The sequence below is a fragment of the Brevibacillus sp. RS1.1 genome, assembly GCF_013284365.1.
Taxonomy (GTDB): Bacteria; Bacillota; Bacilli; order Brevibacillales; family Brevibacillaceae; genus Brevibacillus; species Brevibacillus brevis_D.
In genome coordinates this window covers 720,178-732,532 of record NZ_JABSVA010000003.1, presented here as the reverse complement: position 1 = coordinate 732,532, position 12,355 = coordinate 720,178, and the positions used below count along the sequence as shown (strand labels likewise).

The following is a 12,355-nucleotide window of genomic DNA, read 5'->3' as shown; positions in this document are numbered from 1 at the left end:
GCCTATTTCCCTTCTTTGGATTGGATCGCAAAAGTGGTATTTACCAGCTTGTTGTATTCAGCGCGTTGCTTTAATTCACCAGCGGAATCCATGATATCCTGTAGCTGGTTCCATTCCTTTTCGTCCAGAATGGGATCTGTGGCATAGGACCCCTGTTCCAAGTAACGCTGTACAGCGGTTTCCAGAATCTTTGGATCGATTTGCTCGAAGTACTTGCCTATCACATCAGCCGTTTCTTTTGCACTGTGGCTGGCAACCCACTGTTGCCCTTTGTAGACCGCATTGGTAAACTTTTGGATAGCTGCTGCGTTGCTGTCGATATAGCTTTGTTTTGTCATGAAGACCGTGTAAGGAACCGTTCCGCTCTCTTTGCCAAAAGAGGCGACGACATGGCCGATTCCTTCCTGTTCAAAGCGGGAGGCTTCCGGCTCAAACAGCTGTACATACGCTCCGGTACCAGATGCGAAGGAAGACGCGATATTTTTGAATTCGATATTCTGAATGAGTTCCAGGTCGCCTTGCGGATTGATATTGTGCTTTTTGAGTACATACTCTCCAACCATTTGTGGCATGCCGCCTTTCCGTTGCCCCAAGAAGACATTGCCCTTTAGCTTGTCGAAAGTAAAGTCATCCATTTTGGTGCGGGAGACGAGGAAGGTACCGTCTGTCTGAGTAAGCTGCGCAAAATTGACAACGGGATCGGCAGCTCCTTGCTGAGAGACGTAGATGCTGGTCTCGGAGCCGACAAGCGCGACCTCGATGCCGCCAGATAACAGAGCTGACATCACTTTATCTCCGCCGGGTATGGTGGAGAGCTCCACTTCCAGCCCTTCTTCCTTGAAAAATCCTTTTTCAAGTGCGACATATTGCGGGGCGTAAAACAAAGAACGAGTCACTTCACCAATTCTTATTTTTTCAGGAGTGCTGGAGCAGCCAGTCAAAACGGCCGTCATAGCGAAAAAAGCGGCCAGCCCCAGCGCCAAAAATCGTTTCATGATTAGGAGTCCCTCCTTGCTAGGCTTTGTATGTTGTAGGCTATGCGCCCAGACAAAAAAGGGTGAATGCCTAGAGATAGAGACAGGCACATAATGAGGGAAGGCCACAAAGGAGATGGATATAGCGTGATCGTTACATTTTTAGGCACCGGATCAGGTGCACCCACTACGCGAAGAAACGTGAGTGGGATCGGCTTGCGATTTTTACAGGCAGGAAAGTGGTGGTTGTTTGACTGCGGAGAGGGGACTCAGCACCAGCTACTGCGTGCCCCGATGAAAATTAGTCAATTGGATAAAATCTTTATTACTCATCTGCATGGGGACCATCTGTACGGACTGATCGGACTGCTTGCAAGTCGTTCTTTGCGCAATACCGAACCGACTCCATTAGAGCTGTACGGACCACCAGGGCTGGACCGATATTTTCGAGGTATCATGGAGGCAAGTCCGGTTCATTTGCAATATCCATTAGAAATAAAGATCGTCAGTGAGGGCGTAATCTACGAGGACGAAGAGATCGTGGTGAGCTGTCGAATGGCGAAACATCGCGTGCCTTCGTTTGCTTATGCCGTGATGGAAAAGGAAAAGACAGGAGCATTTCAAGTAGAGCGGGCAAAGCAGGCTGGTGTGCCGTCAGGGCCGTTATTTGGAGCGTTGAAGAGAGGAGAACAGGTCACACTCGAGGATGGTCGTGTTCTGGATGGAAAGGACTTCGTTGGAGAGCCGCAGCCAGGACGCAAAATCGTCTTCAGTGGAGATACAGAGCCGAGCCAAGCGGTTTTGGAGCTGGCAAAAGGGGCGGATTTGCTCGTCCATGAAGCGACCTACGCCCATCACGACAAGGAGCTGGCGACCAGAAGCGGACATTCTACAGCACGCGAGGCGGCTCAAATTGCCAAAGAGGCGGGCGTGAAAGAACTGTGTCTGACTCACTTTAGTCCACGTTATGAAGATGAAGACGGAGATTTTTCGATGGAGGATCTGTTGGCAGAGGCACAGCAAATTTTCCCAGCTACCCAATTGGCTGATGATCTTGGAAGCATTTCTGTAAAGCGAGAGAGGAACGATGGGAGAAAGCAATAATCCCTGCTATAATGAATGATCACGATGGAGGAGGTGGAGGAGCATGAAGCGGATTACTTTTACTACACCAGAAGAACTCATTCAACATTGTCAGTCGGAAGAAGTCAGCCTCGTCGTCGAATATCGAGACGATGTGAACAAGCAACGCCAGGTCATTTTGACGGGAGAGCAGCTTGCAGAGGCACAGACCTACCTGAACTTCTCCAAATCCGAAGCGTATTACCGGAAGGACGGACTTTTTTACGAAGTCATTGCAGGCTGGAAGTAAAACACACACATCGTCAGGAGATGAGTAGTCGTGTCTGGCAGAGGGTTTAACCGGTCGATCGCAGTTCGCTACATGATGTTTGTTCTTGGCTTGTTTGTTGGTGCATTCGGTACAGTACTGGCCATTAAAGCAAATCTAGGCGTAGCCCCTTGGGAAACCTTTCACATCGGCCTGCAAAAAACTTTTGGATTAACGATTGGTCTATGGTCTCAGATCGTAGGAGTCGTTGTCATTTTCGCCACGTATTTGGTGGCAAAAATCAAACCCAATTTTGGAATGTTCTTAAATATGGTTTGCTTTGGCGTTTTTCTCGATCTTATCTTATGGTTGGATTTTATTCCTGAGGTTCAATCAATCTGGGCGAGAGTCTTGATGTTTCTCGCAGGTGTTGTTGTTTTGGCTGTCGGAATCGGGATGTATTTGTCTCCTTCTCTAGGAGCGGGTCCGCGCGACAGCTTCATGCTGGCGATGAACGAGCGTCTTGGCTGGAGTATTCAGCGAGTCCGCCTCATCATAGAAGTAACCGTCCTGCTTGCAGGCGCTGCTTTGGGCGGACCTGTGTCAATTGGCACGATCCTAATAGCGCTATTAACGGGGCCAATGATTCAACGGACGATTCCGTTTTGGCGTCAAATCATGAAAAAGCCGTACGGTCTGCCAGAGCCAGTTGAAAGACAAGCGAGCTAATCTCCACTCCATTTGCCAGTAGCTGTGTAAAAATACCGGAAAAACCGTTTTGTATAGGCGAAGGTCCAATCATCCTTGAGCATTCGCACATACAGTATGACTAGTTGCTGGCAAAGGAGGGAAAGCGAATGAGTCTGTTCAACGGAGGATTTGACGACTTTGCTTTAATACTGGTGTTGTTCGTATTGCTCGTTATCGTAGCTTGCTCTTGCGACTAACGAAAACACTAGGTAGCTTCGCCAAGAGGGAGAGCGATTTTTCGCTCTCTCTTTTGTTTTGCAAAAAAAGCTTCGCCATATAGAGGCGAAGCCAAGGGGGGAGACCTATCTTATCCGAGGCGATCGTGAACTTGTTTTTTTACACTGGACATTTGCTGGTCGGATAATTTGACACCGACCGCCTTGCTGACTTTTTTAATCAGCTCGCTTAATTTCTTGTCGTCCCTCAAGTCTTTCATGGAGAAGTCTTTTGCCAGCGATCGGACATCGCCCATCGTCCATTTTTTCTTGCTTTTCTTGTTGATGGATTTCAATAAATCACGTGGATTGCCCTTCGTCTTGAGCTTGACTTTTGCCCCTGCTTTTCCTTTTGCTTTTGCCATGATGCAACGCTCCTTTCACAAGAATACGTCTGCCCTATGCAGTTATATGGAAAAGCAAGGGGGTTCGCTTGGACAGATTCACGTCGTTATTCGCCTATTTTGCTTAACGTTGTGCAATGGCCCAAACCCATAGGGGGAGCCGTGACATAGGATGAGTCAGAACGATGCATGACAGGAGGCTAGTGGGTTGAAAATTGTCAGCTTTCATCGGGATACGCCGTTTACCGAGATACTGTCAGATTTGAAAACCAAGGTTCTGACGAAAACCGAGAGACTTCCATGGCGATGCTATGATGACCTTTCTTGCTTGTGTGTCAAACAAAAGATTTTTGAGCAGCATGAGGAGCTTTTTCGAAGGTACAAAGCGATGGTGGAGGAGAACATTACCGTAAGCGTCCATGCGGAAGGGGAGGATGAAATCCCGTGGGGCGTACGATATGTCGGGGCACAGAGATTGTGGCGCAAGGGGCGTGGAGCAGGCGTCAAGGTCGCTGTCATCGATACGGGAATCTCCCGCGATCATTTTGATTTGAAGGATCAAATAAAAGGCGGCATCCAGCTTGTCCGCGGCAAACAAAATGGACACGGTACGCATGTCGCAGGGATCATCGTAGCTGAGATGAACCAAAGAGGAATTGTCGGAGTGTCTCCAGAGGCCCATTTGTATGACGTCCGTGCTTTTGATTATGATGGCCAATCATCCTTGTCGACCATTTTGCAGGCCCTGCAATGGTCGATTGCCAATAAGATGGATGTGATCAACATGAGCTTTGGTATGCCCCAATATAGCGAAGCAATGGCAAGAGCAGTTGGTCGGGCCCATCAACAAGGAATCGTACTGGTAGCTTCGGCAGGTAACGGAGGGGGAGAAGCGGAGTATCCAGCGCGGTACGATGGTGTCTTAGGGGTTAGTGCGATTGATCAAACGGGAAAATTGGCATCGTTCAGTGCGAGAGGCAAGGGCGTAAATATGAAGGCACCTGGAGTTGATATTCTGTCTACGTGGCCGGGAAATCAGTTTAAAAAGCTGAATGGTACTTCGATGGCTGCGCCACATGTAGCAGGGCTGAAGGCGCTAGAAATTGGTCGCAAGCGAAAAAGAGCATAGCGATCCTACGAAAAAAAACAGCTCCGAGGCTAGAAATGAAGCCAAGGAGCTGTTGCTTTTTACAAACGAATTATTGATGGATTTTGGTGTCATGGTCTTGCTGGACACGGAACCATATATTAAGATCGTTAATAACACTGGCCAATTCGTGGATCTCGCTGTTTAATTCGCAAGATCTGACGAAATTTTCTTCTTCGGACATTTGGTTGGTTTTCTCAACGATAACCTTCTCTACCCGGTGTATTTGATCTGGAATGGACGCGCGGATTTCTTCCCATTCTAGCAACATGTCCGCTCTTTCTACAGTCGAATAATCTTCCCATTCCAGATGCAGCACGGGAAGCCGTATACCTAGCCGTTCATCATGGATAAATTGATAGCGCAAAGGTGAACTCACTCCTCTCCACCTCCATCATACCAAAAATGAATCCGTACGGGGAGAGAAATACACACGAAAGGAGCAACCATGTCAAAAGGACGTGTTCTTATCGATGCGGATGCTTGTCCGCGCCAGGCACTCTTAACTGCCCAAGCATTGTGCAAGGAGCTAGACTGGATCTGTCTGACCTTTGCCAGTTATAATCATCAAATTGGCAACACAAATCATGTGACGGTAGATGCCGGTCCACAAGCGGTAGATATGAAGCTCGCAAATGAAACGAGTTCAGGGGATGTCGTGGTGACGCAAGATATTGGTTTGGCGGCGCTTATTCTCGGGAAGAGGGCCCATGCCCTGACACCACACGGGATGGTTTTTGACCCAGAACGGATTGCGTTTCATTTGGAAGAACGAAATGAAAAAGCGAGATATCGGCGCGGAGGAGGTCGTACGAAGGGGCCTGCCGCTCGCACGCGTGAAGACGATCAGCGATTTGCGGAGTCCTTGCGCTTTTTGATGGAAAGAGGAGATCAACAATGAATCCGACAACGAGAAAAAATAGATATGTAGGCGGAGCACTTACATTTGCGGTACTTGCTACGATCATGTTTGCCCTCTATGCAGCGGGGAAAGTGACCGGTATGGATCAAGCTGCCATTGCATTTGCGGAGTCGATTCGCTCGGATATTGGGACTGCTTTTTTTCGATGGGTAACCAATCTGGGCGGAGGCATGTTCCTTGTACCAGTAGCGGTGATTATAATCGCTGTCCTATACATAAAGAAATATCGTGTGGAGGCAATGTTTGTTCTCATTTCCCTCGGTGTCAGTGAAGTTGCAAATGAGATCTTAAAGCTGTTCTTTGCCAGACCTAGACCGAGTGGCGTCAATCTGATTGAGCTCCCGGAGTCCTTTTCGTTTCCGAGCGGTCATGCGATGATTGGACCAGCCTTTTATTGCATGGTCGCATTTTGGATTGCACAATGGTTTGCGGAGAAAAGATGGTCGTCGCTCGTGCAGCCTGCGGTTTTTATTTTTGTAGCATTGCTCGCGTTCAGCCGTGTGTATTTGGGCGTTCATTATTTGAGTGATGTGCTTACCGGCTTTTTCCTATCGATGTGCTGGTACTTTCTCCTTCGTCTTGGCTATGAAGAAAGGATGGGGAGACGAAGCACAGTCGTCGACCCCGTACCTCATTCCAGATAATCATGAAGCTAGGTGGAATACCCTAATTCACTCATTAAACTCAGCCATTTTTCTACGCTGGGTTTATTTTTTTTGTCCTTCGGCAAGACGATGTACGCTGAGCGTTTGGGAGGCTTATTGCCTGTTATGATCAGTTCCTTCAAGGTACCAGCCGCAAGATCGGCTTTGACGGTAGAGCGCGTCAACAAGCTCACGCCGAGACCTTCTTTTATCAGATCGATGGCGAGCTCTGCTTTGTCTACGGTTAGTTTGGGTACATAATTACGCGGCAGTGTCTGCCTAATCCACTCGTTAAACGGAGGGCCCCAATTCATGTACAGCAACGGCAGATTGCGCAGCTCGCGCGAATTGACCTGTGTAGATGCGGCAATGGGGCTCTCTGGAGAGCACACAAGAACGATTTCATCATCCCACGTTGGAATGACGTCAAAGTTGGGTAAGGATGGGGGAACGTATACGATTCCGATTTGAATCACGTTGTCCAGCAAATACTGGATGACATCGGACGAGTGGCCTGTCTTTGTGCTGATCGCAATTTGTGGATAACGATAGTGGTACTCTTTCAAGATCGGCTCGAGGGTAGAAGTCCAGATCGCATTTAAGCTGCCGATTGATAAATAGTCTTCATAAGGCTGGAGTGAAGCAACTTCATTTAGGGCTTCATGGGACAGTTTGAGGATTCTCTCTGCATACGGTAATAGGGTTAAGCCCGCTTGCGTAATTTCAACACTTCTTTTATCACGAATGAAAAGAGGTTTGCCAACTTTTTCTTCCAGTTGCTTGATTCGCATTGTCACCGTAGACTGGACTAAGTGGAGCATTTCCGCAGCCTTGGTGAAATTTTTCGTTTGGGCCAATGTGTAGAAAGCGCGTAATTGTTCGAAGTCCATACAGTTGGAATCCCTCTTATCTAAATATTTGATTACCATATACAAAAATGTTCGTTTCCCAAATTATACCCTGTTCGCTAAGCTGGGGATATCCTTATTTCATGTGGGCTATCGGGAGAGCGAGGGGTATTGGAATGAAGTGGGAATGGTGGCGAGAAACGCCCTTTTCAGTGAAGCTCTTGTTAAGTACATCTTTTATGATGAATATGGGTTTTTATGCATTAATCCCCTATCTCACTTTGTATTTGACGGGCAGCATCGGCTGGACCCTGGCGATGGCAGGGATTGTCCTGAGTGTCAGACAGTTCTCCCAGCAAGGTCTTGCCTTTTTAGGTGGTGTGATCGCGGATGCCTTCGGATACAAAGGGGCGATGTTCCTCGGATTGGGCGTACGTGCCGTTGGTTTTGCGATGTTCGCTTTTTGTACCGAGACATGGCACTTTTTTGTTGCCGCGATTCTTTCCGGTTTGGGTGGGGCGTTGTTTGAGCCTGCTTGCTCTGCTGCCTACGCCATTATTACACCTGAGGCCATTCGAAAAGAAGTATTCTCCCTTCGCAATGTGCTAGGCAATATTGCGGTTGTCGGTTCCCAAATCGTGGGGACAGCACTCTCGGCTATTGATTTTACGTACATCTCGCTGTTTGCAGGGGCCGTTTTCGGAGTGAATACCATCGTGATCTTCTTTTTCTTCCCACCGATTCGCGCCACGAATACACGGCATAGTATATGGGAAAGTATGTCTACGGTAGTGAAGGACAAGCTGTTTGTACGATATACCTTTATTTTGATGGGGTATTATTATTTGAATATGCAGGTGTTTTTAACGATTCCGCTGTTTGTTGAAAATGTTACACATAGCAAGGTGAATGTAGGGATCGTGCTTTCTGCGCTTTCGCTGTTTGTGATCTTATTTCAAATGAAAGTGACACAATTGCTGGAGGGTTATCCGCAAAGGCTTACCTTGATTGGTATCGGGACGTTGTTTATGAGTGTGGGACTATTTTTGTTCACGTTTGCCGATTCATTGTGGCTCATTCTCTTGGATGTGTCCCTTTTTGCACTGGGTACCATGATTGCTGTCCCGAATCTGGTGGATGTCGTTCCCCGTTTTGCTCCCAAGGACTTGGTGGGCGCCTATTATGGCTTCAGCGGGTATTCGATTGCCATCGGGGGTTCATTTGGACAGGTAGCGGGAGGATGGGTGTACGATGTCGGGCTGCGTTTGCAAATGCCATGGCTGCCGTGGATCATTTGTTTGGTCATCGGGTTTTGGGTGGCCTGGATGCTGCATCGCATGGAACAACAAACCGGACAAATCGGGAATGATCTAAAGAAAATAGCTCGATCGTAAATATTTTTGGGCGAAATGAAACATTTTCCATCGTTCATACGTATATAACGATAGAGATGATTGGCGCAAGAAAGTGAGGGAATTTTATGGAAGATATGAAAAAGCTTAAGCGCATGTTGCTGGTAACGAGTTCCCTTGGATTTGCAGTCTTTGCCATGGTAGTCGTTACGGAAATTGTCCGAATCTCATTGTAGCATTGCCAAGCCTAACGCATCGCATATAAAGCACGAAAAGCTTGCAGTCCCTTCTTGAAAGGGGGCTGCAAGCTTTTCTTTTGATTTACGCTTCGAGTTTCTTTTTAAAATGGAATTGATACACGCAGATCGCAATGATCATGAACGGAACCCCGCAGTACAAGGCAATGCGCTGTTCTGGATCGAATGCCAGACTCACGAGAACGAGCAAGTTCAAGATCAAGGAAATCAAAGGCAGTATAGGGTACAAAGGTGTACGGAACTTCAGATCCTCCAGCTTGCCTCCGTTTTTCAGGTAATGACGACGGAATGCGAGCTGCGAAGCGGAGATGGAGATCCATCCTACCTGTGCGCCGAGACCAGCGATAGACAACAGTACCATGAACACCGTATCTTCTGCAAAAATACCGGAGAGAAGAGACAAGAGAGCGATTGCAAACGTAATCAACAAAGCGTTCATCGGAATCCCTTTTCCATTTACAGCCCCAAGCTTTTTCGAAGCCATTCCTTCTTTGGACAGGGAGTAAAGCATACGAGTTGCTGCGTACAAACCAGAGTTGGCCACAGACAGAAGTGCTGTCAGGACAACGAAGTTCATAATGTCAGCTGCATAAGGAATCCCAATGCTGTCAAACACGACGACAAACGGACTTTCAATCACACCCGCCTGTTGGTGTGGAATCATCCCTGCCACAATGGCAATCGCCAGAATGAAGAACACGAGTGTGCGCCAAACCGTCGTACGAATGGCCTTCGGAATCGTCTTCTCTGGATTCTCACTTTCTCCAGCCGCAATCCCGATTAGTTCGGTACCTTGGAAGGAGAAGTTCACGGTGATCATCGTCATCAGCAAGCCTGTAATTCCAAAGGGGAGAAGCGGGCTTTCTGTAAAATTGGTGAGCATTGGCGCAGGCTGACTGTTTTTCAGGTCAATGAAGCCAAACATCGCCGCTCCACCCAAGATGATGAACAAGATGATAGCGCTTACTTTAATGCTGGAAAACCAAAACTCAGATTCACCGAACGCACGAGCAGATAAAGCATTTAATAAGAAGAGCACTACACCGAAGATCGCACACCACATCCAAACAGGTGAGTCAGGGAACCAACGTTGCATCAGCAGTCCTGATGACAACAACTCTAAAGCAACGGTCACGGCCCAACCAAGCCAATACAACCAGCCTACACCAAACCCAAGTGATGGGCTAACAAAGCGAGTCATATATGTTTGGAACGAACCGGCCACTGGCATGGCAACTGTCAGCTCGCCCAGACATAGCATAGTCAGATACATGATAAAGCCGCCGACTAAATAGGAGAGAATGGCACCAACTGGTCCTGCCTGACTAATTGTATAACCTGATCCGAGGAATAACCCGGTTCCGATTACGCCGCCAAGAGAAATCATAAAGAGGTGTCTGCTGTTCATCGTGCGTTTCAATTGATTGTGCTGTTCCATGTTGCTTTGGGACATATAACCCTCTCCTTCACGCGAGTATGTTAAATGGATGTATGCGTTTTCAGCGCGATAGCCATATATGCTCTGCAAGAATGATACCAAATGAAATACTTTATGAAAATATTATTTTTGAGGGATTTGCTGGCAAAAAGCGCAAAAAGATTCGGCATGTAGATGCAAAATAATTAAAAAAACGCCAAATCTCTTGGCGTTTATTAAAAATGATAAGGAAAAAATTGGACTGAAAGAAAACATCTCAAGAGATGAACTTGCAAGCTTTTTAGTGCAAGTTTTTTAGAAGGTAACGATGAACCAATAAAGCTAGTGAGAAGAAAAAGCGCAGGGCTCGTAGACCTTGACAAAGCCTACCCAGTCGGAACTTCAAAAAGGGGACCACGCTTGTCGAACACTTCTTCCTGAAAAACGTCCGCCCGTAGGGTGGCTTTGGCTCGACGGTCCCCTTTTTGAAATGGAGACGAGCAGTGAGTCACCCTTGCGGGTGTGTCAGAGTCGAAGAGAACTGTGCTTTTTCTTCTCCTCCACCATGTTGACTCAAACCAGAACGTTTTTATTAATATGCTTTATCCCTTAATCCCCAGCTTACGCAAACGATATTGCAAGCTTTGACGACTGATTTGCAATTCCTTGGCTGCTCGTGAAATATTTCCGTTATAGCGTTCCACAACATGGTGAATATATGCTGTTTCAAATTCTTGCATCGTTTCCTTCAACGGCTTTCCTTCATCCAAAAATGGCAACGTGTGAGGGGAGGGTTGCTCGATTGTTACGGGAACGGCTGGCGTCCGACGCAGAAAGTGTAAGGGCAAGTGCTCATAACGTATGGTTGATTCGTCGTCAATCATCAGATTCATGGCCCCCTCGATCAAGTGCTGAAGTTCACGCACATTGCCAGGCCAGTCATGCTGGATAAAAAATTGCAGAACCTCGTCACTGATGCTTCGTACCTCCATTTGGAACAGCTCATTGTATTTTTCGATAAAATGGCTGACCAGCATCGGAATATCTTCTTTGCGATCCCGAAGCGGGGGAAGGAATAACGTGACGACTCCGAGACGATAGTACAGATCTTTTCGCAAATGCGAATTGGCAATTGCTTCAACAGGATCTTCATTGATAGCCGCAATGATGCGTACATCAATCGTTCGATCCTTTGTGTCACCAATACGTCTAATCGACTTCTCTTGCAGAGCACGCAACAATTTTGCCTGTAGTGGCATACTAAGCGAGTTGATTTCGTCGAGAAAGAGTGTTCCGCCTTCCGCTTGCTCAAACAATCCAGGTCGCTCTACTGCCCCGGTAAATGCTCCACGAGCCGTTCCAAACAAAAGCCCTTCAATCAGGCTATCTGGAAGCGCAGCGCAGTTTTGTGAGATAAGGGGGCCAGATGCACGCAGACTGGCATTATGAATGCTTTGCACGAACAATTCTTTCCCGGCACCAGTTTCACCGACTACCAATACGGATGAGGAGGTGCGTGCTGCGCGTTTGGCATTCTCTATGACATCGAGAATAGGACCGCTTCTCCCGATAATGTGCTCGAATGTGTAGCGTGACCCGTTTTTTTGCAGCAGGTTTTCTCTGATCAATCGTTCCATTTTGGTAACATCATTTGCGATTTCCATCGCGCCGATGACCTTGCCATTTTCAATGATGGGGTACGTATTGTTGATGGTTGAAATTTCTTTTTGCTTGTCATTGAAATACGTTTGGCGTGTATTGCGAATGCTATTTCCGGTACGCAAGCATGTAAGCAAGGTACTTTCCTGTCCAGAAGGGAACTGAAAAACCTCTGCCAAAGGTTTGTGCAAAACGTCTTGTCTGGTCATCAATTCTAGCTCGGTCATTTTGGAATTGTAGACAATCGTTGTCCCGTCCGAATCGATGACATGTACACCTTCATTCATTCTGTCCAAAATATGTTCATAAATGCGCAAGAGAGTGTCAGCAGAAGAATTATGCGTAGAAGACGACACTGTGGTCACCAGCCTTTCCTTATGAGGGTATCATAGCATAAAGGGAATGAGTGCAAAAACATTATGCACTGCAAAAGAATATGAATGCGAGATGCAAAATTATTTTGCTCATTAGATCGGATTGGACCGACTTTGTGGGG

General features: G+C 47.2%; 14 protein-coding genes. 8 read left to right on the top strand and 6 right to left on the bottom strand.

Annotated features, from left to right (window positions below; genetic code table 11):
• Positions 1-2: 2 nt before the first annotated feature.
• The gene (locus tag HP570_RS13975) at positions 3-995 is read right to left on the bottom strand and encodes an ABC transporter substrate-binding protein (protein ID WP_173626081.1); all 993 of its coding nucleotides are present in this window, start codon (positions 993-995) and stop codon (positions 3-5) included.
• A gap of 126 nt (positions 996-1,121) precedes the next feature.
• Between HP570_RS13975 and rnz the strand changes: the two genes are divergently transcribed.
• From rnz to HP570_RS13955, 4 genes are all read left to right on the top strand, one after another.
• Positions 1,122-2,078 carry a ribonuclease Z gene (gene rnz / locus HP570_RS13970; protein WP_087343925.1) on the top strand — a complete coding sequence of 319 codons (957 nt, stop codon included), beginning with the start codon at positions 1,122-1,124 and terminating at the stop codon, positions 2,076-2,078.
• A 43-nt stretch (positions 2,079-2,121) separates the two neighbouring features.
• Complete coding sequence (locus tag HP570_RS13965; RefSeq protein WP_064199827.1) at positions 2,122-2,346, top strand: hypothetical protein; 225 nt, start codon at positions 2,122-2,124, stop codon at positions 2,344-2,346.
• Between the two features lie 30 nt (positions 2,347-2,376).
• Positions 2,377-3,033, top strand: coding sequence for a YczE/YyaS/YitT family protein (locus tag HP570_RS13960; RefSeq protein ID WP_173604311.1), 657 nt, complete (start codon positions 2,377-2,379; stop codon positions 3,031-3,033).
• A gap of 128 nt (positions 3,034-3,161) precedes the next feature.
• Positions 3,162-3,251 (top strand): YjcZ family sporulation protein, encoded by a 90-nt coding sequence (locus HP570_RS13955; RefSeq protein WP_100169674.1) that lies wholly within the window; start codon positions 3,162-3,164, stop codon positions 3,249-3,251.
• 110 nt (positions 3,252-3,361) lie between these two features.
• Here HP570_RS13955 and HP570_RS13950 read toward each other — a convergent pair whose 3' ends face one another.
• The gene (locus HP570_RS13950) at positions 3,362-3,634 is read right to left on the bottom strand and encodes a stage VI sporulation protein F (protein WP_173626080.1); all 273 of its coding nucleotides are present in this window, start codon (positions 3,632-3,634) and stop codon (positions 3,362-3,364) included.
• A gap of 187 nt (positions 3,635-3,821) precedes the next feature.
• Between HP570_RS13950 and HP570_RS13945 the strand changes: the two genes are divergently transcribed.
• A complete protein-coding gene (locus tag HP570_RS13945) occupies positions 3,822-4,742 on the top strand; it encodes a S8 family peptidase (protein WP_016739835.1) in 921 nt (306 codons plus the stop codon).
• A gap of 70 nt (positions 4,743-4,812) precedes the next feature.
• Here HP570_RS13945 and HP570_RS13940 read toward each other — a convergent pair whose 3' ends face one another.
• Complete coding sequence (locus tag HP570_RS13940) at positions 4,813-5,139, bottom strand: hypothetical protein (RefSeq protein ID WP_012685942.1); 327 nt, start codon at positions 5,137-5,139, stop codon at positions 4,813-4,815.
• Positions 5,140-5,208: 69 nt separating this feature from the next.
• Here HP570_RS13940 and HP570_RS13935 point away from each other — a divergent pair, with 69 nt between their 5' ends.
• Together HP570_RS13935 and HP570_RS13930 are read left to right on the top strand one after the other, a co-directional pair.
• Positions 5,209-5,661 (top strand): YaiI/YqxD family protein, encoded by a 453-nt coding sequence (locus tag HP570_RS13935; protein WP_016739836.1) that lies wholly within the window; start codon positions 5,209-5,211, stop codon positions 5,659-5,661.
• Positions 5,658-6,326, top strand: coding sequence for a phosphatase PAP2 family protein (locus HP570_RS13930; protein WP_173626079.1), 669 nt, complete (start codon positions 5,658-5,660; stop codon positions 6,324-6,326). The genes HP570_RS13935 and HP570_RS13930 overlap by 4 nt, the downstream gene beginning before the upstream one ends.
• An 8-nt stretch (positions 6,327-6,334) precedes the next feature.
• Here the strand turns inward: HP570_RS13930 and HP570_RS13925 are convergent, their stop codons facing one another.
• Positions 6,335-7,216, bottom strand: a complete 882-nt coding sequence (locus tag HP570_RS13925) for a LysR family transcriptional regulator (protein WP_012685945.1) — start codon at positions 7,214-7,216, stop codon at positions 6,335-6,337.
• A 134-nt stretch (positions 7,217-7,350) separates the two neighbouring features.
• On the opposite strand from HP570_RS13925, the gene HP570_RS13920 reads away from it, so the two are divergent.
• Positions 7,351-8,568, top strand: coding sequence for an MDR family MFS transporter (locus HP570_RS13920; protein WP_173626078.1), 1,218 nt, complete (start codon positions 7,351-7,353; stop codon positions 8,566-8,568).
• Between the two features lie 279 nt (positions 8,569-8,847).
• Here the strand turns inward: HP570_RS13920 and HP570_RS13915 are convergent, their stop codons facing one another.
• Positions 8,848-10,236, bottom strand: a complete 1,389-nt coding sequence (locus tag HP570_RS13915) for an amino acid permease (RefSeq protein WP_173626077.1) — start codon at positions 10,234-10,236, stop codon at positions 8,848-8,850.
• A gap of 566 nt (positions 10,237-10,802) precedes the next feature.
• Positions 10,803-12,224 carry a sigma-54 interaction domain-containing protein gene (locus tag HP570_RS13910; protein ID WP_041749376.1) on the bottom strand — a complete coding sequence of 474 codons (1,422 nt, stop codon included), beginning with the start codon at positions 12,222-12,224 and terminating at the stop codon, positions 10,803-10,805.
• Between the last annotated feature and the right edge of the window lie 131 nt (positions 12,225-12,355).

Excerpts from the sequence above, each read along its gene's own strand:
- HP570_RS13975 (WP_173626081.1), bottom strand. The coding sequence starts at position 995 with ATGAAACGATTTTTGGCGCTGGGGCTGGCCGCTTTTTTCGCTATGACG.
- HP570_RS13965 (WP_064199827.1), top strand. The coding sequence starts at position 2,122 with ATGAAGCGGATTACTTTTACTACACCAGAAGAACTCATTCAACATTGT.
- HP570_RS13955 (WP_100169674.1), top strand. The coding sequence starts at position 3,162 with ATGAGTCTGTTCAACGGAGGATTTGACGACTTTGCTTTAATACTGGTG.
- HP570_RS13950 (WP_173626080.1), bottom strand. The coding sequence starts at position 3,634 with ATGGCAAAAGCAAAAGGAAAAGCAGGGGCAAAAGTCAAGCTCAAGACG.
- HP570_RS13935 (WP_016739836.1), top strand. The coding sequence starts at position 5,209 with ATGTCAAAAGGACGTGTTCTTATCGATGCGGATGCTTGTCCGCGCCAG.
- HP570_RS13930 (WP_173626079.1), top strand. The coding sequence starts at position 5,658 with ATGAATCCGACAACGAGAAAAAATAGATATGTAGGCGGAGCACTTACA.
- HP570_RS13925 (WP_012685945.1), bottom strand. The coding sequence starts at position 7,216 with ATGGACTTCGAACAATTACGCGCTTTCTACACATTGGCCCAAACGAAA.
- HP570_RS13920 (WP_173626078.1), top strand. The coding sequence starts at position 7,351 with ATGAAGTGGGAATGGTGGCGAGAAACGCCCTTTTCAGTGAAGCTCTTG.
- HP570_RS13915 (WP_173626077.1), bottom strand. The coding sequence starts at position 10,236 with ATGTCCCAAAGCAACATGGAACAGCACAATCAATTGAAACGCACGATG.